The organism is uncultured Pontibacter sp. (assembly GCF_947499215.1).
Lineage (GTDB): Bacteria > Bacteroidota > Bacteroidia > Cytophagales > Hymenobacteraceae > Pontibacter.
Window position 1 is genome coordinate 770,286 of sequence record NZ_CANMNI010000001.1, and the last position, 22,072, is coordinate 792,357.

Sequence of the window (22,072 nt, forward strand, 5' to 3'; positions counted from 1 at the left end):
CCTCTCCACTTCTACCTCTACATATTTACTCACGGCCACCAAATCACTGTGGATAAGGTTCGATAATTCAATCCTTTGGTCTACTAAAAAAGCCGCTTCAGATAAAACTGGAGCGGCTTTTTTTATAGCCTCCCTTTCAATTCATAGATTTAGCCTTTACAATTCTTGTGAAGCTAATTGCGCACTCTTCAAAGTTTTGCCCTAGCCCTTAACACTCCTTTCAGTTGTGATAGGAACTGTAAATAATAGAGATGTACATCTGCCATGCATTATACTTTTTTACCCATCTAGTGGCATCATATTATCATCAAGTCTCAGGTCAATCATTAAGAGGTTAGGGTCGATACCCCCGCGTTCAGGTTTTCGCGGCACTGTGATTTTTATCTTTTGCTCACCAGACCGAATGCGGTGCATCAGAAGGTATAGTGGCTCGTTTAACCCTTTACCCTCCTCATAAATGCCAACTTCCAGCCAATCATTCATCGGCACTTCATTTTCCTTACCTGTACTATCCACGACCACCTTTTGAGCCTCCACCTTCAGGGTTACCTCCCAGTTGCCTGCATTCGTTTGCTCTGCTACAAATTGCTTTGTTTTAAGGCGCCAATACGTGTTCTCCTTAAACAGGTCATGTAACAAGTATTTCAATGAGTCAGGGGTAACCCTTTGTAGCTCATGATAGAGATCCAAGGTAGTCGGCAGAGGTAACTCTCCTGAAGTACGTTTTTGGAGCAGGCTCCGCAGTGCACCATTGACTTTTTCTTTACCTATGTACTTACTCAGGGTATACATGGCGAGACCACCTTTTTTATAATATAAAAAGGGTTCATCTGCCCTGATTAAGGAAGTTGATGCGAGTGAGCGTGGCATTGCATAGGAGTCATGCAAAAAGTTTACATATTTCTGCAAATGACCATCACCATAGTTCTTTTCCAGCACCTGCATGCCGGAATACACTGATAGGCCTTCAATCAGAACACCGGCTCCTTCGACATAGGCAGGTGTTAATCTGGCCATTCCCCACCACTGGTGCGCCACTTCATGCGCCAGAATATAATAGGGAAGGTCAAAGCCATCCGGACTGTCATCGGGATTCATAAGGGCATACTGTTCTCCATAGTATATGATGCTCGCATCCGCAGTTGCTCCACCCCCGGTGCCAGCGCGCTCTACTACCGTTAGATGTTTAAAGGGATAAGGACCAAACTGCTCCGTAAAGTATTCCAACGAAGCTTTTACGCTTCGGAGCATACGGTCTAGGTTCTGGGTATGATTTGGATAATAATACACCTTTATCGCGACATCATTCCACTTACTTTCCTGCACCGCATAGTTACCTGATAAGATAGAGTACTCACCCCCGATACCCGCATCCGTTTTGTAATGGAAGTAGCGCCGGTCAACTGCTGTCCAAGTTTGTTGCAATACTCCGGGCGCGACGGCAACTTCATCCTTTGCCGTACCTACAATGGCTTCAAAGGTAGTCTGATCTGTACTGAACGGCTTTTTACGTTCCTTCTGAGCATAAAGAAAAGGTATGTCTGGGCGCGCAGCAAGCTGATGCTTTCTACGAAGGACAGTATCATTAATTTCTCTGTAGCGTTGGTAGCCAATAGTAGGTAGCAGGTCAAAATTCCTGAAATAGGTGCCGTTTTCCACCACCAAACCGTTCGTACCGCTATGTTGGAAACCACGGGGCTTATAGTTTACTAAAAAGTCTAATTGCAGGGAATCTCCCGGCCTTAATGGTTGCTCTAGTGCATAAATGTGGTAGCCGAGTACTTTGTCTATCAGCACGCCGGCAGCTGGCCGGTTGAAGTTTACTTCACCAATCTTTATGACCGGTACACTCCCTACATGTATCGAGTCTATTGGAAATGTTTCCTTATTCACCAGTGTATAGGTGCCACGAATACTGGCTTCCTGCCGGTCGGGATAAATCTCGACATGCAGCTTTGTAGCTATCAGGTGGGGTTGCGGGGTATTTCTGTACTGCCCATAGCGCCGTTCGTATGCAGCCTTCCTCTCACTGATCTCAGAGCCAGTCAGGTACTCATTCAGGACATTCGTGTTATAGAAAACGAAGCTCCCCACGCTAAAGAGAAGCCCTGCACCGAGTATGGCAACCCAAGTTGTTGAGCGTGTGAAACGGCTCCTTGCTAGCTGAATACGATGTTTCAAACCTTGTTCCCTTCCCCGCGCCCAAAGCAATCTCGCAGCCACTGCCAGCAGTAAGGCCCAAGCTAACCAGTAGACTTTAAACCACAACCACGGCCCAAGTGTAGGTCCGAATCCACGCATATCGGTATACCACCATCTTGGGTCTGCTCCAAAAATGAGCAAACTGTGCTCGACCTGGAAGGTGGAAGGAAAGGCCATAAAGCTAAAAACCAATAGCACCACCAGGTAACCAATATGTTTTTGATTTACTATTACATGTACCACAAAGACGAGCAGGGCAAATAGCAGGTAATCTACAAGCTGAAGCCCAAATAGGGTCTGCAGGTATAGACCTAGCTCCAATTTATCGTAGCCCAGGTATACCTGCATCCCTATACCTCCTGCCATAATCAAGGCCATCCAGACAACAATGATGAGACTTAACCCCAAGAACTTACCTGTGAAGAGTACCCAATCCGGTACAGGTGTTGCATCAGCTACATCACTTAGGCCTGCATCCCGCTCACGCCAAACAAGCTCACCAACGAAGTACATGATAAGTAGCGGGATAACAACCCAAGGAGAATTGACGCTGCTTACAGGAGAGGTCAGGTAGGATAGCACCTGCTGGGTAGTGGGAAGCAGCGGAATCCCATGCTCATTTAGAATGCTGCCACTGAATACAGCTGAGACCAGTGCAATGGTACCAACTAGTGTAAGTCCTATTGGATGTCGGGCTATTTTTCCAAAACATGCCCACGCAATGGTAAGCATCTGACAGAACCAGGTGGCAAAGCCAAAACTTCGCTGAATCTGCGGAACAGAAATGGCAGCTGCTCTAATTATTGCGGTTTCAGGAGAAGTCTTGACCTGTACTTTTGGATGCTTTTTAAAGCTACTCCACCAGCTGTTTATTGCGGGATTCGTAAAGCTGAAGCGACGATAGGTTAACCACAACAGCCCTATAGCCACACTCCCCCACATGACACGATTCAGAAGAAACATACCTTCCAGCGTAACGAGTCGCGTGTTTTTCTCTGTTGCCGTCCATGTTTGTAGTTCGTTGCCTACAATACCGGCAACACCTACCGGATCCAGTAATTTTGTTAAGTCCCAGTTTCCAAAGAGCTTTGCTGCCGTCACCGCGATCATCTGAGGAAAAATGGCTAATAATAAGCTGGCCAGATAACTAGTCATCACCTGGCGGCTAAGCGCGGCAAAAGAGAATTGAAGCGCTGTTGCTACAAAAACAATCGGTAATGCAATTAAGAAGTATACATTCAAATACGCCAAAGGCCTGAACGGCAATAATTCTTCTTGCTCTATACCTGGCAGGTAGAAGGACAGCAACACACCTAATGGTAAAGAAAGGATTAGCAATGCATTCACCGCAAAGGCTGCCAGAAATCGCCCGCCCAAGTAATCACGCTTCTTGACCGGAGAAGCATATATAAGAGGATGCATCCGCAGCTGTACGTCTCGTGCTGCCGCTTCGCTAGCCACGGACGCACCTATTACAAGCCAGATAAGGCAGCCAATAACAGTTATAGCCGTGATGTGAAAGGTATTATTAGGGTATACGCCGTCGGCAGTTGCGATGACCAGCTTCATTCCGATTGTAAATGCGAGCAGGACTACTACATAGAGCCATGTGGAAATGCGCCCTACCTGATACGCAAACTCAGAGCGAAAAATCTTCCAGAGTATCATAGCTGCACCTCTCTCTCCTGCAGCATTACCTGCTTTTGATTATATCCTGCCATCGTGGTGAAGTAAACATCCTCCAGATCTGGGGGCACCAGTTCAAAGCCATTACCGGGATTTTCTTCGCTGTATACATGGACTACAGTTCGTCCGCTAAGCAGTTTAGTAGAGATGACCTTATACTCCTGCTCCAGCGCTGGCAACATGCTTTTCTCAACAATGCGGCGCCAAATCATTCCTTGCAGTTCTTCTATCGCATTTAAAGGCTCCCCTTGCTGCAGTATTTGTCCTTTGCTGATGATAGCCATTCGGGTGCAAAGCTCGCTGACATCTTCAACAATATGGGTAGATAGAATCACGATGCTGTTCTCGCCCAGCTCACTCAATAGGTTGAGAAAGCGTACCCGCTCTGCTGGGTCTAGGCCTGCTGTAGGCTCGTCTACGATCAGCAACTTAGGATTGCCCAGTAATGCCACTGCCACGCCGAAGCGTTGCTTCATACCACCCGAGAAGCCACCCAATTTTTGCCTGCGTACATCCCACAGATTAGTTTGTTTTAGCAAGGCTTCTACCACTTCTTTTCTGGAAGCCCAGTTGGTGATTCCTTTGAGCACGGCGAAGTAATCGAGTAGATCTTCCGCTTTCGCTTTAGGGTAGAGCCCGAACTCTTGTGGCAGGTAACCGAGCGTCTGACGCACCTCCTCCTTCTGCTTCACTACATTTATTTCACCTAAAATTATATCCCCTTCATCGGGGTCCTGCAGCGTAGCTAGTGTGCGCATGAGCGTAGACTTTCCTGCGCCGTTAGGGCCTAGCAAGCCGTACATGCCCGAGGGAATGTCTAAGGAAATATTGTTCAAAGCCTTTACGCCATTGGCGTAGGTTTTAGAGACATTGCGGATGGACAGGGTGATCTGGTTATTTTCCATAGTTTCAGATTTTTTCATTCTAATTGCTAGAAGAGAGAGAAGCATCTTTAGAGCGCCTTCTCGCTTATTTCCAGAATAAAGGAAACGGTATGGTAATGGAAAGCAAAAAGCAATATGCTACCTCTGTAAAGTAGTCGACCAATGGCGACTTTGCATCCGCCAAAGCACTTGCAGGATCAATAAGCGGTTTCGCAGATTGGTATCAGGCTCCTGCCGAGTAGATAGTATAGGAATGGCAGGAAAAAATATCTTTGTGCTATGCATCGAATTAAAAAGGTATTCACGCTCATCCACATCGGTCTCTGGATTCTGTTTAGCCTGTTGATAGCGCTTCAACTAAGTCAGGATACTGTTCACTGGTTTAAATTAACTGTGGCAGTCGTCCTGACAGCTATGTATGTTTTTTACAGCCATTTCTTTCTCCTGACCCGCTATTTAGGCAAAAGAAAAAAAGGTGCTTATTTCCTCCGGCTTTCAGGAATCACATTGTCCGGTCCGATCTTATATATGCTTCTTCATTACAAAAGGCTGGATACTTTCGACCTTTTGTACTATTTTGTCTCCCTGTTCTCAATTATAATCCCCTTTATTTTCCTAAGCTGGTTGGCCAGAGTTACAGAGAATTTGGTGCTTAATACCATCAAAAAAGAGCAGCTAGAGAAACAGGCTGTACAGGCTGAACTATATTATTTGAAGTCACAGATCAATCCGCACTTTCTGTTCAATACACTCAATAACATCCACACCTTGGTTTACAAACAAGCTGCTACTGCTCCGGAAGCTGTCCTTCGTTTGTCTTCCCTGATGCGCTACATGATCTATGAATCAAATGCTCCCACGGTACCGCTTTCACGGGAGATGAACTACCTGGAGGATTATGTGGGTTTGCAGCAGCTCCGGTATAAAAAAAGCCCGGTTGTAGACCTGGAGTTAGAAGGAGATACGGAGTCCTGCCACATTGCTCCGCTGCTTTTCATACACCTCTTGGAGAATGCCTACAAACACAGCCCGGCCCGTCTGGAACCAGGCGACATAAAAGTTAGGATAGTGATAAAAGAAAATACGCTTATCTTCAGCATACAAAATCCTATTGAGAAGAATCGGGGTAATACGCTGGAAGAGCCAAGTGGTATTGGTCTGCCAAATGTTCAGAAAAGGCTGGCTTTGTTATACCCGGATCAACACACCCTAGAGATAGATAACTCGGGTGAAAAATTTACAGTTACATTAAAGATTCACGGTCTTCGTTTACAGGTTCATGAAAGAAAAGCTCACCTGCTATATAATTGATGACGAGCATCTTGCCCAGGAAATACTGGAAGAGTATGTAGCGAAAGTTCCTTTCTTGGAGTTGAAAGGAACCTTTATTAGCCCATTAGAAGCAGCTGCCCAACTAAAGGATGATAAACCCGACCTGCTTTTCTTGGACATTAACATGCCGGACCTCGATGGGCTCAGCTTCATCCCGATGCTGAACCCAAAGCCCATGATCATCCTGACGACTGCCTATGATCAGTATGCCTTGAAAGCCTTTGAACTGGAAGTGAAAGATTACTTGGTAAAGCCTTTTTCCTTCGAGCGATTCTACAAAGGCGTGCTTCGGCTATACCAAGAACAAACCAGTCGTCAGCAAACCGAAAAGAAGGAAGCGATCGCAGAACCGAGACATGAGCAGGAGTATATTTTCCTTAAGGTGGGCCATCGTATCCAAAAAATTGCGACACGTGATATTCTCTACATAGAGGGCATGAAAGACTATCTGAGAATCCATACAGCCAAGGAAAAGATCATGTCTTTGCTAAGTTTTGCGAAACTGGAGGAGCTGCTGCCAGCCCAAGACTTTGCCCGCGTACACCGTTCCTTTATGGTTTCTATCGATAAGATAGACCATATTGAAAAAAACAGGATCCAAATAGCTGATCAAGTTATACCTATTAGCGAAACCTATAGTGAGAGCTTTTACAAGAAATTAAGAGGCTTGATATAAATATAATTTAGATGTGACGCTATAGAACATCTTCATGCAGGTTTTAAAGCTCTGTCAATGCCACTAAATACATATGAATAAGGGTTAATAACTCAATAATTGGTCTACTTACTGCCCGCTTCAACGTTTGCTCTTCTGGAATCGTAATCCTGAAAAGACCAACGCACCATCGCTGACCGTAGTAAGGATGCTTTACTTTAGGCAGCAATAGTGCGTTGCATTAATTTTTAGTAGCTGTGAGCAGCCTTATCACAAAATTATAAGTGATATCTACGTTTTAATTGGCTATAGTATAACACCACCTACAATAGAGTTAAATTTGCTCAACAAAATCTAAAAAGACTTTTTTATGCATTTCAAGGTCCATATCAGGAGATAGTGCTACACGGGCAATATAATCTTTGTCGTCTTCTTTCGTCGTCCCTTGCGTGGAAGTAGCGGGTATTGTCCAGTAACATCCCTTCAACTGCCCATAGCTCACACAGTATTTACTTTCATGAGGAATTTCTTCAATCATTAAATTGATCAATTTTAGGTTTAACGCTCTTTTATAAGCTTCCCTTTCTTCATCAGTATTCCCTTTCGTAGGAAGGTCCAGTGAAAATACGGATGGCGTAAATCCTTCTTTTGCTAATTCCTCAGAAACAAAATTGATCTTCGCAGCTGGTAAAACCTCTTTGATAAAGTTTACATAGTCACGCGTATTCCTGTAAGCATCTTCAATCCTTTGATTCATCGAAGGTAATTGCTCTGCTAGTATCTCCATTTGAAGATCTGTAGCCTCGTTGTCGCAAAGTATCAGGTGCTTTTCTATTTTCTTCAGCAAAGCTTCAGCCCTTACATTTGCTACACAGTAGCCGGCAGTAGCTTTTCCGCCACTCGGGAATTTCGATCCGCTAACATAAGATATGATTCTGACCGACGAGAGGATGTTATCCTCACTTGCGAATTGTACATTCGGGCAGAATGTCTGATCTAAAATAAATACCGGATCGATGGCAACTTCACCACTTGCAGTCTTACGCGCCTTAGTTAGAACATCCCTTAATTTTACAAGATCAGGAACCTCGACTCTTGGGTTTGTTGGAATCTCAGCGATAATGTAAGCGACAGCGTCTTGGCTGGCAATTTTGTCCAGCACGGTATCAATACTTTGAACCATATCATGGTCACCATCAACCGGCAGATCCACCACTTCAACATTATCCAAACAAGCATCTACCCGTCTTGCTTGGTCGTTTGTTCCACCATAGCAATTGGGAGGAACAATGAATTTGATAGCTTTTCCTTTGTGTTTTTCTAGAGCATCGTGCACCAGCCCCATCATGATCGCATACTGCATAGACAGCCCGGATGAAGCAACTAGCCCCTTCGTATTGGTACCTGTAATCTTTCTGATTGACGCTAAGACACTTGCTTTGTTCTTCTCAACGTCACGCTGCTCATGGTCGGAAGAAGCTTTTCCTGTCAGCTGCTGCAAGGCAGCAAAACAATTGGCCGGAGTCATGGCAATTGTCTCTCTTCTGCGCACATGCTGAATTTCTGAGATGTAATCCTCATTTTGTTCACCATTTACCAATAAAATACTTCCCAATTGAGGATGAACTTTGATAAAGAAGTCAATATTCGGGTTGAGATCAACTTTACCAATTTCGTCATCTTGCGAAACGAAAATGGTACTGCCATCAAACTCCAAAATCTCTTCTACTTTCTTAACCTGCTTTAAGTCAAATTTATAACCATAAACACGCTTTAGCACGTCAGCATCGAAAGATTCCGGTAATTCACCGGCATAAGCAATTTGGGTGTTTTTATGATCCAGCAGGTTTTTTCTCAGCACTGCTAAAATAGGAACCGTCCTAGATGAAAAACTGATCACATTTTCCGGCTTCAGATTATTCAACTTAGCAATAGCCCATTCCAGTACGGAAGATAATGGATGGCCTAAACGAATATAATCGAAAGCAGTGGGTAATTCGCTGAGCGCTGTAGTTTCAGAATTGCCGTTCTTGAATAGATTATCAAACTGCCCTAAGAATTGGGTTTTGGCTAATTGTTCATTATAAATATCCAGTCGATGGGTTGTTAGCCTCAACCAGTCAGCTGGCATGTTTGCTAATACATCTTCAATGTAGCCTAGCACTTTACTATCTTTCATAATATTTACTTGGAGTTAAGCCTATAATACACAAAGTAGTAGAAAATTTAATTTCCGGCCTAGTTTTAAAAAGGTGGCTAGATGCTAATTTTTAAACCCACCGTCAAAGGCATACTTCTGGGAACCGTTAGACAAAACATAATAGACAATCTGGATGAAGTGGAGGCCATCGTATTAGAAACAAACGGCACCATATCGGTGATAAGAAAAGATGGAGATTCTCAAGGAACCTCCACCTACAAACAGCTTAAAAAGTAATCCGGCATCTGAAATTGACTAGCTGCCAGTCACCAAGTCAATTCACCTCAAACTTTAAGGATTAGTAGAAAATATACTGGCCTCTTTCACAAACACCCTTCTGTTCAGCTTCAGATGCGCCACAACAAGTTCGGCAAAATCCTCTGGGTGCATCACGCGCTCCGGGTCACCTGTGATCAGATTAGCACTTTGTGCCATCTCTGTCACCACCGTGCTCGGGGCCAAGGCTGTTACGCGTATGTTATGCTTCCGCACTTCTTGCATCAAACTTTCGGACAGGCCAAAAACGGCGAACTTAGAGGCACTATACGCACTCGTAACAGGGCTGCCCGCTTTGCCCGCCGTAGAGGATATGTTCACAATATCACCAGTCTGCCGCTCGATCATTTGCGGCAGCACGGACCGTGTGGTATAGTAAACGCCAAACACATTCACTTTTATCTGCTGCTCCCATACCTCAGGCTCCAGCTCCAAGAACTTCCCAAAAGTGGCTGTGCCGGCATTGTTGATTAAAATGTCAATTGGTCCTAGCTCATCCTGTACCTTGGCTACAGCGCTTTCCACTTCGGCTCTGTTACTCACATCAGCCGTGGCAAACGCTGCTTTTACACCTAAGCTTTCAAGCTCATCCGCTAGGATTTTTACATCTTTTTCTGTTCTGGCTATTAAGCCGACGTGTACGCCTTCCTGCGCCAGTGCAATTGCTATGGCCTTGCCTATACCTTTCCCTGCGCCGGTTACCAGTGCTACTTTATCTTTTAGTGACTGCATGTATATTTGCTCTATTTAATAGTTTAAGATAAGACTTGTTCCTCATACGCTGTTTTAAGGACCTTGTGTTTGAAGTGGTGCCGCAACTTGCACTGCTCATCAACAGAGCAGATAGCCGTTACTTAAGAAAGTGCCTGAGGTGCTGGTCCTCCGGCCGGTTTAGAGCGGTCAGCAGGTAGCGGCACATATTCCAGATTATCGGTTGGGGGTAGCAGGATTCGCCCCTCTTTCCAGTCTGCCTTCGCCTGTTCGATGCGATCTTTTCTGGACGAGACAAAATTCCACCAGATAAAACGCTCTCCTAGTGGCTCCCCTCCAAACAGCATGAGTGTACTGGGTTCCTTTGCTAATATAATAGGGTCCCCGCCTTTGCTGAAGACCAACATTTGTCCGACCGTATAAGTCCTGTTTGCGACCTCTATACTACCTTTCGCTACGTAGATTCCCCTTTCAGAGTGTTCTCTTGGAAGCCCGAAGCGAGCACCCTTCTCTAACACGACATGGAGATAAAATAAGGGGGAATGGGTTTTCACATCGTTGCGCAAACCATAGGCATCGCCTGCGATCAGTCGCATCCAGACACCATTGTCTGTGAAAATCGGCAACCGTTTCGGTTTGTAGTTCTCAAAGTCCGGCGCAGCTTCTTCGTCTTTCTCCGGAAGCGCCACCCAAGTCTGTATCATCTCCAAATTTCCGCCTGCTAATGCGGCCGGATCCTCAAAGCGCTCCGAGTGAGCTATACCGCTTCCGGCTGTCATCCAGTTTACTTCGCCCGGGCGTATGATCTGCTCCACACCCAAGCTATCCCTGTGCGTCACCTGTCCGCCAAACAAATAACTGACCGTGGATAGGCCTATGTGGGGATGTGGCAGCACATCCATCGTATGCGCTGCACTGGGCTGTATTTCCACAGGGCCTGCATGATCCATAAAAATAAAAGGGCCGACCATGCGGCGCTGACGAAAAGGCAGAATGCGTTTTACATCCATACCCGGTCCCAAGGAGGCTTTACGCGCTTCAATTACTATGTCTAGCATACCTAGATTTTTAGTGGTTTGTCTGAATATAAACGTAGACGGCTTAAATGGGGTACTTGTGTTACAAATACTGCAATCAAATAGAGCTGTTCCATTGATTATTTAGAACGAAGAAAAGCAGACGGCCCCGGCACTTTGAGTACCGGGGCCGTCTGCTTTTTATACCTACCGTGCTTCTGCCTATCGCGCACTCGCTACTTGTACCTGACGCTTCTCTCCTTTACCTTTCGGTTGCGCAGGGTACATAAAATTGCGAACGTCTTTCATGTAGTTGAGGCTGCCATTAGTTAGGTTGCTGAGCACGATGATTGAGCTGTGGTCCTTGGGGTTGCGCAGGATGTAGGTGTTAAAGCCGTGCCACAAACCGCCGTGGTATACCACCGTGTCACCGCTTTCGACCTGCTTCAGGCGCCACCCAAAACCATAGGACTCTTTCTTCTTGTTGAGTTTGCCGGTTGGGGTGAAGGCTTCCTCTAGGGTCTGCCGCGAAACGAGCCGCTGGGTATAAAGCGCCTGATCCCACTTATACAAATCCTCCACCGTCGAGTACATTCCTTTGTCACCTAACACGGTATCCTGATAGTCTGGCAGTCGTTTACGACGTCCTCCAATATGGCCGCTGGCCACCCTATCCGATTGGCTTACCAGTTCGTGCTGGAAGGTGTAGGTGTTGTGCATCTTCAGCGGGTCAAATATATGCTCCCGCATAAACTCCGCAAAGGGCTGTCCGGAAGCCTTCTCTACAACCGATGCCAATAGCGCATAGCCTGTGTTACTGTAACTGAACGTACGGTCAGGCTGATAGTAGATGTTCGGTTTATGCACGGCCATCATGCTTAGCACATCGTCGTTGCTGAGATCCACTTTACGATCGGGCCAGAGTTCATCGCTGAAATAGGTATAGTTGGGGAGTCCCGAGCGGTGCGTGAGCAACTGTCTCACTGTAATGCCTTTGTAGGGGAAGTCTGGGATGTATACCTGCAGGCTGTCGTCGTAGTTCAGTTTGCCCCTCTCCTTCAGCATCATAATGGCCATGGCCGTGAACTGCTTGGAAACGGAGGCCAGCTGAAACACGGTCTGAGTGGTAAGGGTGTCCTTGGTTTTAAAATCGGAATAACCGAAAGCCCCTTTGTAAACGATCTGGTCGTACTTGGTCACCAATACGGTGCCGTTGAATCCCTTTTTCTTGTGCAGACGCGTGAAAATAGAGTCGACCTGTGTGCCCAGCTTACTGGCGATAACAGGTGTGAAAGTTTGTGGCACTTCAATGTGGAGCTCGCAGTCCTCTTCCGCAATCAAGCGGTCTTCACGAGTGCCAGAACAGGAAAACAAGAGCAGACCGGATAGGAATGCCGCAAAAAAACGAACAGAATGAAAATGTGACTTAACAAGGACCATACAGAATACTACCAACGCCGAAATGAGCTTTAAATATAAGCCAACTTTCTGGTTTTTAGCAAAGGAATTTTTACAAAATATATGAAGCACTCTATTTAAGCCTCAATCTCTGATGCAGCAGATTGTAAGTATTGGCCCTTTCCGTAAACGGTGTCAATAAAATGTCAATTGTTTTGACCACTGCCATATTCACGCATAAGTTAAATGCAATCACTCTTTATAATTGCACTGAGATTATACCTTCCCAACAGAGCTAAACCTTATACTCATCTCAACTTAATCTTTATCAGCATATTATCAACAAACCCCAAGCTTAGAAACTGTGCAATAACGTCAATACCTCGCCTAATTTAAATTAAGCTTTCACTAAGAAAAGTGGCACTTACACCCTCGTTCTTCTTAAAATAAAAAAAATTTAAAATTCATGTAAATAAAATTAATACAATATCGTACAGCAATCTAAGAAAACTCAAAAAAAGCTTTAATAGCAAGTTTTCGATGAATTTTGCTAGCTGTTGCAGAATTCATATATAGGCTAAATTATATTTTAAATCACTCTAGCATAACCCCTACTATGAAAAAAAACTTACTTCTTCAGCTGATCAGCTCCCAATTTCATTTCTCGACTTAGGCCTGTAACACCGCGCCTATTTAAGGCAAAATAACCAAGGCACAAACTGACACGATTATAGCGGGACCCCAAAAAAAGCCCTGCATGGCAGCGCCTTGCCTAGATTTTCCTACAATGTTTAAAATTTAATTATCTAATACTTACACTTTACAACTATGAAAAAAAGTTATACCATCAACCTTCATCAAAATTGCCCGCATGGGAGACGAACAAATACGCTTGGGCAGTTACTTCGCTGCTTTTTATTCTTATTCACTATAGGTCTCACTACTTCTTTACAGGCACAAAACAACACTTGGCAAACTATTGATGTAAGTGTGTTTGCTTCGACACCTCAAGCCTATCTAGATTGCAGTAATACTTCTGTGACACTAAAATCATACGTTAGAGTAAACGGCTCATACAGGGAAGAAGGAATCACCTATGAGTGGAGAGATGAAATTAATAATGTTCATGAAATTATTTCAACGGAAAAGGAACTCATAGTCACCAAACCGAGCAGATATTCCCTCACCGTAAGGAATACAATAGACTGCTCTACCGTTAAGGATATTTCTTGCTCCGCTTCAAGTGAATTTGTAGTGGAAGGTATCAACTTCCCTTATGGATTCGCCGGTCAGGATAAAAAAATGTACCCAGATGATGCTACTGTTACACTGCAGGGCAACTCAAGAGGTGACGTGACACCGATGTGGGTGGCGAGCAATGGCGGTAACATTGTATCGGGGGCAAACACCCTAACGCCTGTAGTAGATGCGGCGGGCACTTACACACTCACACTGACTCATATTAGTGGCTGCACCATGCAGGACGAGGCAGTGGTAACGAGAGAAGAAAACACATTTACAGCCCGCATTTTCAGCTCTCCCATCCGATTTACTTGCCCCGGTCCCAACCATGCTACTCTGGATGGTTACGCCATATTCAATGAAGAGTATGTAAGTGAAGGAATCACTTACCAATGGAGTGGACCGAATGGATTTTCTTCCAATAACAGAAGGGTTGGGGTTACCGAACCGGGAGAATATACGTTAGTGGTAACTGATACAAACCGCAATCTCACTGCATCCGCCTCACTTGTCATAAATCCTCCTATGCAACCGACGGGAAGCGCTGGCCCCGACAAAGTTTTGACCAGCCAGAATAGCACTGTCACCCTCGAGGGTTCAGGAAGTGAAAGTGCCGTGATATGGTTCGCGAGCGACGGGGGCAACATTGTATCGGGTGAAAGATCATTTAATCCAGTGGTGGACGCCCCGGGTACTTATACCATGAGAGTTACTAACGTCCGTACCTCTTGCACATTTGAAGACACTGTAAAAGTTACCCGCGAAGAGGAACTAACGGTTAGCGCTACCGGCGGTAAGTTGGACTGCGCGACAGCCTCTGTGCAACTGATGGGCTCCTCTTCTGCAGAGGGCGCCATCTACAGCTGGACCGGCCCGAACGGCTATACCTCCACAGAGCAGAACCCTATCGTGAAGGTAGCCGGAGACTATACCTTGACCGTCACTGATCCGGCATCAGGTTCAACTGCCTCTACCAGCGTAGTCGTTACACCTGTCTCGACAGAAATGGAGGTCACAAACCACACGATCGATTTCGACAGCGAAAAGCGAGGCCTGATTACGAGCATCGAAACAGAAGCAGGACCCGTGGCGCTGATGGGCAGAAAGCGTAACGGGGATGGCAGCTATTCACCAGAAAACTACGCAGCTATCTTCGACACGCAAGACCCGACAGGCGACGACACCAATCTGTATACTACTAACTGGGGGAATGCCCTTATCATCAACGAATACCACAACGACTTGCCGGATGCTACCCGTTGGGGAGGCGAACTGATATTGGATTTCTCAGCCATCGGTCCGGTTACCATGGAGTCAATGAATGTTGTAGGGATGGACGTATATGAACAGATGTCGTGGGTATACTTGTATGATGCGGATGGCAAGGAGTTGAACAAGGTATACCTGAAGCCACTTGGTATGAACAGCAAGCAGACGGTAAATCTGGGAAACACCAGAGGTGTGATGATGATGAAAGTAGTACTCGATGGCAGAAACTCCATGGACGAGTTCAGTGGTTCAGCTGCCATCGATGATATCAAATTCCATGTGGAGACAACGGTTGAAAATCCGTGTGAAGTAGCGGCCTCTAACATCACCCACTCGAAGGCCTATCCTACCTCCTTCAGCGACCAAGCCACTCTGGAGTTCATCGTGCGCGAGACGGAGAACTACAGCATCAACCTCTACGACACACAAGGTATGCTTGTCAAGCAACTTCGCTCAGGTATAGCCAAAGCAGGCGAGTTGACCACAGTGGAACTGAACGGCAGAGAACTGAAGGAAGGCATGTACTTTGCACGTCTGGTAAGCGACTCCGGATCTCAAACCTTTAAACTGATTCTAAAGCGATAAACCAAAGAGATCTTATCATGCATTGAAAGCCCCCGTCTCCCCTTGAGGCGGGGGCTTTTTTTCCTAAAAACCCGCAGAGAACTTATTCCTAAGCCTGAAGTATAAAATAGTAGTGGTACAACCTAAAGATTTCAGTTGCAATGGGCTTTCCGGTTTTCATATGCTTCTTTTTTATGCTGCTGTTCCAACCCGTGCAGGAAGACGCATACCTCGAAAAGAGGGAGGCTATGGTACAGAAGCAAATCAAAGGCAGAGGCGTGAAGGATAATGCCGTGCTCGAGGCCATGCGTACCGTGAAGCGCCACTTATTCGTTCCTCCCTCAATCGCGGCCGAAGCCTATTCTGACCGCGCTCTGCCCATAGGCTATGAGCAGACCATCTCCCAGCCCTACATGGTGGCCTACATGACCGAAATAATCAAGCCCAACCCCGACATGAAAGTGCTGGAGATCGGCACCGGATCAGGCTATCAGGCTGCCGTACTGGCTGAGATCGTGAAAGAGGTATACACCATTGAGATTGTACCGGAGCATGGCCAAATGGCTGCCGCTAGACTAGAACAACTGGGCTATGATAACATTGAAGTAAAAATTGGGGACGGCTATGCGGGCTGGGAAGAGCACGCACCCTTCGATGCCATTGTCGTAACAGCCGGGGCCGAGACCGTTCCCCCTCCCCTGTTTGCGCAACTAAAAGAAGGCGGTCGCATGGTTATACCTGTTGGGCCCGTGTACAGGACGCAAACCCTCAAGTTGATCGAGAAGAAAAAAGGCAAAGCCGTCACCCGCAACTTAATGCCTGTGGTGTTTGTGCCTTTTACTCGGGAAGAACAGAAATAACTCATAACTACCTAGAAAGCAATCAACTTGGCTACAAAAGCAAGCAAATCATAAAAATTCATACCTATACCTGTAAAATTGCGTAAGCGCTATATAGCAACTCAAAAACATAGCTCTACACCTATGTTAAACTGAGTTTGCTATTCATAATACTTTCTTTAATCAAAGCTTACACATGCAGAAAACTTTACTGTCTTTCCTCATTTTCTTGTTAACTGTAACTACAGCAACGGCTCAGACTGAAGCCGACACCACTTGGCGAAGAACCTTCACGGCAGGTATAAATTTGAATCAAGCTGCTTTCAGCGATAACTGGAAAGCAGGAGGCATCAGCTCTATTGCCTTCAACTCAAACTTGGATGCGCGGGCCGACTACAAATTAGGCAAAACATCATGGGACAATGCCGTGCAAATGCAGTATGGCCTTATCAAAAACAAAGGCGAAGAACAGCGCAAAAGCATCGACCGCATTTTCCTAGACTCTAAGTATGGCTACGCTATCTCATCGGACTGGAACACGTTTGTGTCAGCCAATTTCCTTTCTCAATTCACAAAAGGCTATGAGTACGACGTGGATGCGGACGGAACAGACCGCCTGATCTCAAACTTCCTGTCACCGGGTTTCCTTACGTTCGCCTTAGGCGCCGAGTACAAACCGAATCCTTATTTTTCGCTGCGTCTGAGTCCCTTCGCACCGCGCTTCACCTTTTTGGCAGACGATGCCGTGGCTTTGAATGAGCGGTACGGTGTGCCGGAGGGCAAAAGCATACGCACGGAATGGCTGGCCGCCATGGTGCAGGCCAGCTATAACCGGGATATTCTCACCAATGTCAACCTGAGGCTGGGGCACATGGCCTATATCAACTACCGGGAGCTATCGGGTAAAAAGATAGACCATATGTTCAATGCCGTACTGACTGCCAAGGTGAACCGCTACATTAATGTGAACCTGATGGGCAACCTGATCTATGACTATGATCAGGACTCGGAAGTGCAGTATAACCAGTCACTGGGGTTAGGCATACTCTATACCATGGAGGGTTTTACGGTTAGGCCATAGGCGCTATACCTGTGTGCATACCTGCACCCTAAAAGCCAAACTCATCTTATTATGCAGGGCTTAATACTTTGGTCTTAAGCCTTGCATACTTTCTTCCAAAATAAACCATGGAAAAAGCAGTCAGCAAAATGCCGACCGCCGAAAGTCCGATTACACTGTTTGAAAAGAAGGTGACCCAGTTTAACTGCACTTTGAAGATTTCCTTGCTAAACAACACACCCACACTGCCCACATACCCAAATGAATCGGCTAGGTATATTAAAAAGCCCACGTTCCCTGTATACTTAAAGGTAGAGATCAGGCGGTCGAAGAACACGGCATTGAAGGGGATGTAAACCATGTATAGGCCAAGCCCGACGAGCATCATCCACCAGATCGGCTCCATTGAATCCGCGGAAAAAAGCAAGGTGGAAACTCCTGCGACGGCAAATCCAATCAGAATAAACACATGTGCCGTTTGAAGGGCCCTATAGTTGTTTTTGATGAGCACCATGCTGCCAATCAAAACCAAGATAATCAGGGTGATAGGCGTTTCCGTTTTTGAAAATATAGCCGGCTGATTGAAATAGCCAAGCTCTTTCCACATTTCAGCACTAAAGTTGTCGCGTATATCCCGGAAGATGGTCGCAAAGGAGTAAATGAGCACACAAGCGACTATACCTGCAAAAAATTCTCTCACGAAGCCTCTCCGGTCTTCTTCGGTCATGGCAGTGCGTTCTGTTCGAAGCTGAATGTCTTCTTCGCTGGGTGGCGGAATCCGCTCCATCAGATACACGAAGAGCAGAAGCGGCAGGGCAAAGACAAGACCGGTGTAAAAGGGCATCCAAAATTCTGACACATTGAATTGCACCATTAGCCAAGCACCAACGGATTTGACAAAACCGGAGGCGAAGATAAAGCTTACGGCTAAGGTTGCCCCAATGAAATCGGTACTTCTTCTGCCCTCCACGTAGGAAAAGACAACTCCCCAGAGCATTCCCAAGGGGAAGCCGTTTATAAAAAGAAAAGCAATGTTATACGGAGCCGGTACAAGGGCGAAAAAAAGCCAGCTTACCCAAGAAATCCCCGTCAGGATGAGAATCACGCTCCCTCTGCCGGTTCGTTTAAGCTCTGAAATATACTTGATGCCGTAGAACTTGGCCAGCAGGTAACCTAAGACCTGACTGATAACCAAGAGTGTTTTATAACTGTACCCTGCTATCTCAATCCCATCGAATGTGGCCACTGTAAAGGACTTTCTGAAGCCAAAAATCATGGTGTAGGCTAAAAAGACCACAACGGCAGCGTATAGCCCAACCTTCACTTGGCTATTTTTCTTTAAGATTAAATTAGACATGCCTTATACCTCATTCCTAGGATGGAAATTTCGTTTTTGCTGTGGTAATGTAATGATTAGCTATGGAAGTTTCCTAATGGCAGTTAAGAAGTCTTCTAGAACTCTCTGAATTATGACTCCAAAATATACTTCACCAACTTCTGAATTAATGTTGTAGATTTAACGTAATAGGTATATACAATCAGAACCTGCTTTACATCTTCTTGTAAACTCCTGATCTCATTGCTCATCAATCGCCCCAGGTTCTTTTCTATTCCCAGCAGCAACGCCGCACCATACTCCGGATCCGAGTATGCCCTTAACCCAAGTAAATGAAATTATACATTAAGTACATGGTCAGTAGCCGCTGCAAAGCGCTGGTGCAGGAAGAACTCATAAATCTAGGATTACAGTCAGAGTATGTGGTTGTTGACCTAGGCATAGTAGAAATACACAAGGACATCACCGACATTCAGCTGGAGCAGCTAAAAGACAATCTGAGCAAAGCTGGCTTGGAATTGCTTGACGACAGCAAGAGCAAACTGATCGATAAGATAAAGGCACTCATCACCGATATGATCCACTCTTCGGAAGAGCAACCGAAAGTGAATTATTCGGTTTACATCAGTGAAAAACTGGGTTACAACTATAACTACTTGGCCAATATTTTTTCAGAGGTCAAGGGTATTACCATTCAGCAGTTCATTATCATCCATAAGATAGAGAAAGCAAAGGAGCTGCTGTTTTATGATGATCTCTCCCTTACCGAAATTGCCCACCGCCTGCATTACAGCAGTGTTGCCCACTTATCCAGCCAATTTAAAAAAGTGACGGGACTTTCTCCCTCGTTTTACAGGCACTTAAAGGACAAGCGGGAGGGCGTGCTCGAAAACCTGTAACATTTGATACATACTTGAACAAGTATGTAAAGTATTCCTCTCTTAATGCCCTCACCTTTGTGCGTGCTTTTGGATACCTCAGACTTAAGGGTGTTCAATTGTGTTGTTAACACTTTCAGGCATCATCCTGCCTCTAAGTATAGCGCAAATATTTATTCCCCAAACCGCTCACGTTTGCCTATGAACCTATTAAAATTAGAAACCGGAAATGCCTCTTTCGACCATATTTCAGATGGCGGATTGCCACTGGGCCGAACTACTCTTGTAGCAGGAAGCTCAGGTAGCGCAAAAACACTTTTTGGCGCTCAATTTCTAGCTATGGGTATACAATTGTTCAATCAGCCGGGGGTTTTTGTCACCTTCGAAGAACAGGTAGATGACATCCGGAAGAACCTGAAAAGTTTTAACTGGGACATTGACACTTGGGAAAGGGAAGGTAAATGGATATTTGTGGATGCTGCCCCGAAAGAGGAAAATATAATAGCCATTGGCGACTTCGATCTGAGTGCTTTCAGGATCAGATTAGAGAGTGCCGTGCAGAAATGCAAGGCCCAACGAGTCGTTATCGACTCCATTGGCAGCATCTTTACGCAATTTCACGAGGAGATGCATACCATCCGGCGTGAGCTGATACAGGTAGCCCTTACCCTTTCGCGTTTAGGCGCAACATCTATCATCACAGCCGAGCGACTGGAAGAATATGGTAAAATCACTCGCTTCGGGGTTGAGGAGTTTCTGACTGATAATGTGGTCATACTTCGCAATGTGCTGCACAACGAGAAGCGCAGAAGAACCATCGAGATCCTGAAATTCAGGGGAAGCAATCACGAGAAGGGCGAAAACCCATTTAGCATCAACAAGGAGAACGGTATCGTCATCATCCCTTTGTCAGCGATGAACCTGAAGCATGTTTCTTCTAATGAAAGGGTAACATCCGGTATACCTAAACTGGACGACATGATAAATGGCGGGTTTTATAAAGGATCCATCAACTTGGTTTCTGGGGCAATAGGAGCTGGCAAAACGTTGCTGGTCGCCAACTTTATAAATGGCATCCGGGAGAAAAAAGAACGCTGTCTGCTCATGGCCTTTGAGGAAAGTTATGAGCAACTGAACCGAAACGCAGCCGGTTGGGGAATCAGTTTTGCCCAATTGGAAGAAGAAGGGCTCCTGAAAGTGATCTGTATCTATCCCGAGATTTCTTCATTGGAAGACCATTTCATCAACATACAGGAAGTGGTGGAGAGCTTCAAACCCGACAGAATTGCGATCGACAGTCTTTCCGCCTTGTCGCGCACTTCTACAGACAAAGGCTTCCGGGAGTTTATCATTGCTTTTACTTCCTACCTCAAACACAAGGAGATTACAGGCATGTTTACATCCAACACTCCCTTATTGGCGGGCGGCACATCAGATACGGAAGGTAACATCTCCCCTATCACGGATACCATTATCCTGCTGCGCTATGTAGAAATGTCAGGTGAGATGCAACGGAGCATCGCAGTGCTCAAAATGCGCGGGTCCAGACACGACTCCTCCATCCGCAAATTTTCTATTACCGACAGAGGAGCCGAGATAGGAAAACACTTCGAAGGCATTAGTGGCATCCTGACAGGCAACCCCATGCTTATTAAGCTTGAGTAACAAGCCGTTTCGACACACCATTTTAGCCGGCGGTTTTCGGCGCTTTTAGCCCAAATTAACAAAATGAGCATACATGTATTTCAGCTCTTTATCAACGGACACAGTCTTAACTCAGTTGAGACTGTGGACACACTTCTTAAGATCTGCAGGGAAAATCTAAATGGAAACTACCAACTAGAGATCATTGATATTCAGAAGTATCCTGAAAAAGCCGAGGAAGCAGGTATAATAGCCATACCCACCCTAATCAGATTGGAGCCAACACCAGTTAGCCGTATAATAGGAGCTTTGAATGTGAGAAGCCGTGTATTAGCCGCCTTGGGGATTTCGAGTATGCTTAACAAAGTTTAATCGCCGTACAAGCATCGGCATGCACGCCTTTCTTATCGTCCGTTAAGCTTTGGTGCAACAAATACGCTATTAGTGAGATTTCTTAGGAATCTCACTGCAAGGCCCCTCATAACGCACAAATATGTGAATATAAAGCGACCTTGACAGCCTGAAGATAACTGGCAAAAGTCCTATCACTACAACGGCCACTACGCCAATCATCATCGCCATGGTAATCTCTTCCACAAACTGGTAAAGTACCACCAAACAGATGACGAAAATAGCCACATTGAAGGCGAAACTCACATACATGGCTCCGTAGTAAAAGCCCGGCTCCGGCTCCAAAGCTTGGCCGCAGCAGGGGCAGTTCGTGCGCATGTCGGCAAACTTCGGGGTATAGAGACCACCTGTAAACATCTGCCCTTCGCTGCATCGCGGACATTTTGTGGTGATGATGCTATAGAAAATGGAGTTTTTCTGGCTCATTTTGCTTGAATATCAAAGTTACGACACACAAAACCAAAGATAG

17 protein-coding genes are annotated in these 22,072 nt (G+C 45.7%); 9 read left to right on the forward strand and 8 right to left on the reverse strand.

The window, feature by feature from the left end; all coding sequences use genetic code 11:
• Positions 1 to 279: 279 nt before the first annotated feature.
• A complete protein-coding gene (locus Q1A04_RS03405) occupies positions 280 to 3,870 on the reverse strand; it encodes a M1 family aminopeptidase (RefSeq protein ID WP_299701219.1) in 3,591 nt (1,196 codons plus the stop codon).
• Positions 3,867 to 4,793, reverse strand: a complete 927-nt coding sequence (locus tag Q1A04_RS03410; RefSeq protein WP_299701221.1) for an ABC transporter ATP-binding protein — start codon at positions 4,791 to 4,793, stop codon at positions 3,867 to 3,869. Before Q1A04_RS03410 ends, Q1A04_RS03405 begins: the two co-directional genes overlap by 4 nt.
• Before the next feature lie 258 nt (positions 4,794 to 5,051).
• Here Q1A04_RS03410 and Q1A04_RS03415 point away from each other — a divergent pair, with 258 nt between their 5' ends.
• Together Q1A04_RS03415 and Q1A04_RS03420 are read left to right on the forward strand one after the other, a co-directional pair.
• On the forward strand, positions 5,052 to 6,083 hold the full coding sequence (locus Q1A04_RS03415) for a histidine kinase (protein ID WP_299701223.1): 1,032 nt from the start codon (positions 5,052 to 5,054) through the stop codon (positions 6,081 to 6,083).
• The gene (locus Q1A04_RS03420; protein ID WP_299701224.1) at positions 6,052 to 6,780 is read left to right on the forward strand and encodes a LytTR family DNA-binding domain-containing protein; all 729 of its coding nucleotides are present in this window, start codon (positions 6,052 to 6,054) and stop codon (positions 6,778 to 6,780) included. The genes Q1A04_RS03415 and Q1A04_RS03420 overlap by 32 nt, the downstream gene beginning before the upstream one ends.
• A 313-nt stretch (positions 6,781 to 7,093) precedes the next feature.
• Here Q1A04_RS03420 and Q1A04_RS03425 read toward each other — a convergent pair whose 3' ends face one another.
• Positions 7,094 to 8,938 carry a PLP-dependent transferase gene (locus tag Q1A04_RS03425; RefSeq protein ID WP_299701226.1) on the reverse strand — a complete coding sequence of 615 codons (1,845 nt, stop codon included), beginning with the start codon at positions 8,936 to 8,938 and terminating at the stop codon, positions 7,094 to 7,096.
• Between the two features lie 81 nt (positions 8,939 to 9,019).
• On the opposite strand from Q1A04_RS03425, the gene Q1A04_RS03430 reads away from it, so the two are divergent.
• Positions 9,020 to 9,196 carry a YetF domain-containing protein gene (locus Q1A04_RS03430; RefSeq protein WP_299701228.1) on the forward strand — a complete coding sequence of 59 codons (177 nt, stop codon included), beginning with the start codon at positions 9,020 to 9,022 and terminating at the stop codon, positions 9,194 to 9,196.
• Positions 9,197 to 9,250: 54 nt separating this feature from the next.
• Here Q1A04_RS03430 and Q1A04_RS03435 read toward each other — a convergent pair whose 3' ends face one another.
• From Q1A04_RS03435 to Q1A04_RS03445, 3 genes are all read right to left on the reverse strand, one after another.
• The gene (locus Q1A04_RS03435; protein WP_299701230.1) at positions 9,251 to 9,967 is read right to left on the reverse strand and encodes a 3-ketoacyl-ACP reductase; all 717 of its coding nucleotides are present in this window, start codon (positions 9,965 to 9,967) and stop codon (positions 9,251 to 9,253) included.
• Between the two features lie 122 nt (positions 9,968 to 10,089).
• Positions 10,090 to 11,004, reverse strand: coding sequence for a pirin family protein (locus Q1A04_RS03440; protein WP_299701232.1), 915 nt, complete (start codon positions 11,002 to 11,004; stop codon positions 10,090 to 10,092).
• 180 nt (positions 11,005 to 11,184) lie between these two features.
• On the reverse strand, positions 11,185 to 12,336 hold the full coding sequence (locus Q1A04_RS03445; RefSeq protein WP_299701233.1) for a serine hydrolase: 1,152 nt from the start codon (positions 12,334 to 12,336) through the stop codon (positions 11,185 to 11,187).
• 1,326 nt (positions 12,337 to 13,662) lie between these two features.
• Here Q1A04_RS03445 and Q1A04_RS03450 point away from each other — a divergent pair.
• The 3 genes from Q1A04_RS03450 to Q1A04_RS03460 all read left to right on the forward strand — a co-directional run bounded on the left by Q1A04_RS03450 (position 13,663) and on the right by Q1A04_RS03460 (position 17,355).
• Positions 13,663 to 15,456: a T9SS type A sorting domain-containing protein gene (locus tag Q1A04_RS03450; RefSeq protein WP_299701235.1), complete on the forward strand. Its 1,794-nt coding sequence runs from the start codon at positions 13,663 to 13,665 to the stop codon at positions 15,454 to 15,456.
• A gap of 173 nt (positions 15,457 to 15,629) precedes the next feature.
• A complete protein-coding gene (locus tag Q1A04_RS03455) occupies positions 15,630 to 16,295 on the forward strand; it encodes a protein-L-isoaspartate(D-aspartate) O-methyltransferase (protein ID WP_299701237.1) in 666 nt (221 codons plus the stop codon).
• A gap of 175 nt (positions 16,296 to 16,470) precedes the next feature.
• On the forward strand, positions 16,471 to 17,355 hold the full coding sequence (locus Q1A04_RS03460) for a DUF3078 domain-containing protein (RefSeq protein ID WP_299701238.1): 885 nt from the start codon (positions 16,471 to 16,473) through the stop codon (positions 17,353 to 17,355).
• A 49-nt stretch (positions 17,356 to 17,404) separates the two neighbouring features.
• Here the strand turns inward: Q1A04_RS03460 and Q1A04_RS03465 are convergent, their stop codons facing one another.
• Positions 17,405 to 18,691: a DUF5690 family protein gene (locus Q1A04_RS03465; protein WP_299701240.1), complete on the reverse strand. Its 1,287-nt coding sequence runs from the start codon at positions 18,689 to 18,691 to the stop codon at positions 17,405 to 17,407.
• Between the two features lie 311 nt (positions 18,692 to 19,002).
• Here Q1A04_RS03465 and Q1A04_RS03470 point away from each other — a divergent pair, with 311 nt between their 5' ends.
• The 3 genes from Q1A04_RS03470 (at position 19,003) to Q1A04_RS03480 (ending at position 21,564) form a co-directional block, all read left to right on the forward strand.
• The gene (locus Q1A04_RS03470) at positions 19,003 to 19,569 is read left to right on the forward strand and encodes an AraC family transcriptional regulator (protein WP_299701243.1); all 567 of its coding nucleotides are present in this window, start codon (positions 19,003 to 19,005) and stop codon (positions 19,567 to 19,569) included.
• A gap of 180 nt (positions 19,570 to 19,749) precedes the next feature.
• On the forward strand, positions 19,750 to 21,213 hold the full coding sequence (gene kaiC, locus Q1A04_RS03475) for a circadian clock protein KaiC (RefSeq protein ID WP_299701245.1): 1,464 nt from the start codon (positions 19,750 to 19,752) through the stop codon (positions 21,211 to 21,213).
• Positions 21,214 to 21,276: 63 nt separating this feature from the next.
• The gene (locus tag Q1A04_RS03480) at positions 21,277 to 21,564 is read left to right on the forward strand and encodes a circadian clock KaiB family protein (RefSeq protein ID WP_299701248.1); all 288 of its coding nucleotides are present in this window, start codon (positions 21,277 to 21,279) and stop codon (positions 21,562 to 21,564) included.
• 69 nt (positions 21,565 to 21,633) lie between these two features.
• On the opposite strand, the gene Q1A04_RS03485 is transcribed toward Q1A04_RS03480, so the two are convergent.
• Complete coding sequence (locus Q1A04_RS03485; RefSeq protein WP_299701251.1) at positions 21,634 to 22,029, reverse strand: DUF983 domain-containing protein; 396 nt, start codon at positions 22,027 to 22,029, stop codon at positions 21,634 to 21,636.
• Positions 22,030 to 22,072: the final 43 nt, after the last annotated feature.

Excerpts from the sequence above, each read along its gene's own strand:
- Q1A04_RS03465 (WP_299701240.1), bottom strand. The coding sequence starts at position 18,691 with ATGTCTAATTTAATCTTAAAGAAAAATAGCCAAGTGAAGGTTGGGCTA.
- Q1A04_RS03405 (WP_299701219.1), bottom strand. The coding sequence starts at position 3,870 with ATGATACTCTGGAAGATTTTTCGCTCTGAGTTTGCGTATCAGGTAGGG.
- Q1A04_RS03440 (WP_299701232.1), bottom strand. The coding sequence starts at position 11,004 with ATGCTAGACATAGTAATTGAAGCGCGTAAAGCCTCCTTGGGACCGGGT.
- Q1A04_RS03435 (WP_299701230.1), bottom strand. The coding sequence starts at position 9,967 with ATGCAGTCACTAAAAGATAAAGTAGCACTGGTAACCGGCGCAGGGAAA.
- Q1A04_RS03430 (WP_299701228.1), top strand. The coding sequence starts at position 9,020 with ATGCTAATTTTTAAACCCACCGTCAAAGGCATACTTCTGGGAACCGTT.
- Q1A04_RS03485 (WP_299701251.1), bottom strand. The coding sequence starts at position 22,029 with ATGAGCCAGAAAAACTCCATTTTCTATAGCATCATCACCACAAAATGT.
- Q1A04_RS03420 (WP_299701224.1), top strand. The coding sequence starts at position 6,052 with ATGAAAGAAAAGCTCACCTGCTATATAATTGATGACGAGCATCTTGCC.
- Q1A04_RS03450 (WP_299701235.1), top strand. The coding sequence starts at position 13,663 with ATGTACCCAGATGATGCTACTGTTACACTGCAGGGCAACTCAAGAGGT.
- Q1A04_RS03410 (WP_299701221.1), bottom strand. The coding sequence starts at position 4,793 with ATGGAAAATAACCAGATCACCCTGTCCATCCGCAATGTCTCTAAAACC.
- Q1A04_RS03470 (WP_299701243.1), top strand. The coding sequence starts at position 19,003 with ATGAAATTATACATTAAGTACATGGTCAGTAGCCGCTGCAAAGCGCTG.
- kaiC (WP_299701245.1), top strand. The coding sequence starts at position 19,750 with ATGAACCTATTAAAATTAGAAACCGGAAATGCCTCTTTCGACCATATT.
- Q1A04_RS03415 (WP_299701223.1), top strand. The coding sequence starts at position 5,052 with ATGCATCGAATTAAAAAGGTATTCACGCTCATCCACATCGGTCTCTGG.
- Q1A04_RS03455 (WP_299701237.1), top strand. The coding sequence starts at position 15,630 with ATGCTGCTGTTCCAACCCGTGCAGGAAGACGCATACCTCGAAAAGAGG.
- Q1A04_RS03460 (WP_299701238.1), top strand. The coding sequence starts at position 16,471 with ATGCAGAAAACTTTACTGTCTTTCCTCATTTTCTTGTTAACTGTAACT.
- Q1A04_RS03480 (WP_299701248.1), top strand. The coding sequence starts at position 21,277 with ATGAGCATACATGTATTTCAGCTCTTTATCAACGGACACAGTCTTAAC.
- Q1A04_RS03425 (WP_299701226.1), bottom strand. The coding sequence starts at position 8,938 with ATGAAAGATAGTAAAGTGCTAGGCTACATTGAAGATGTATTAGCAAAC.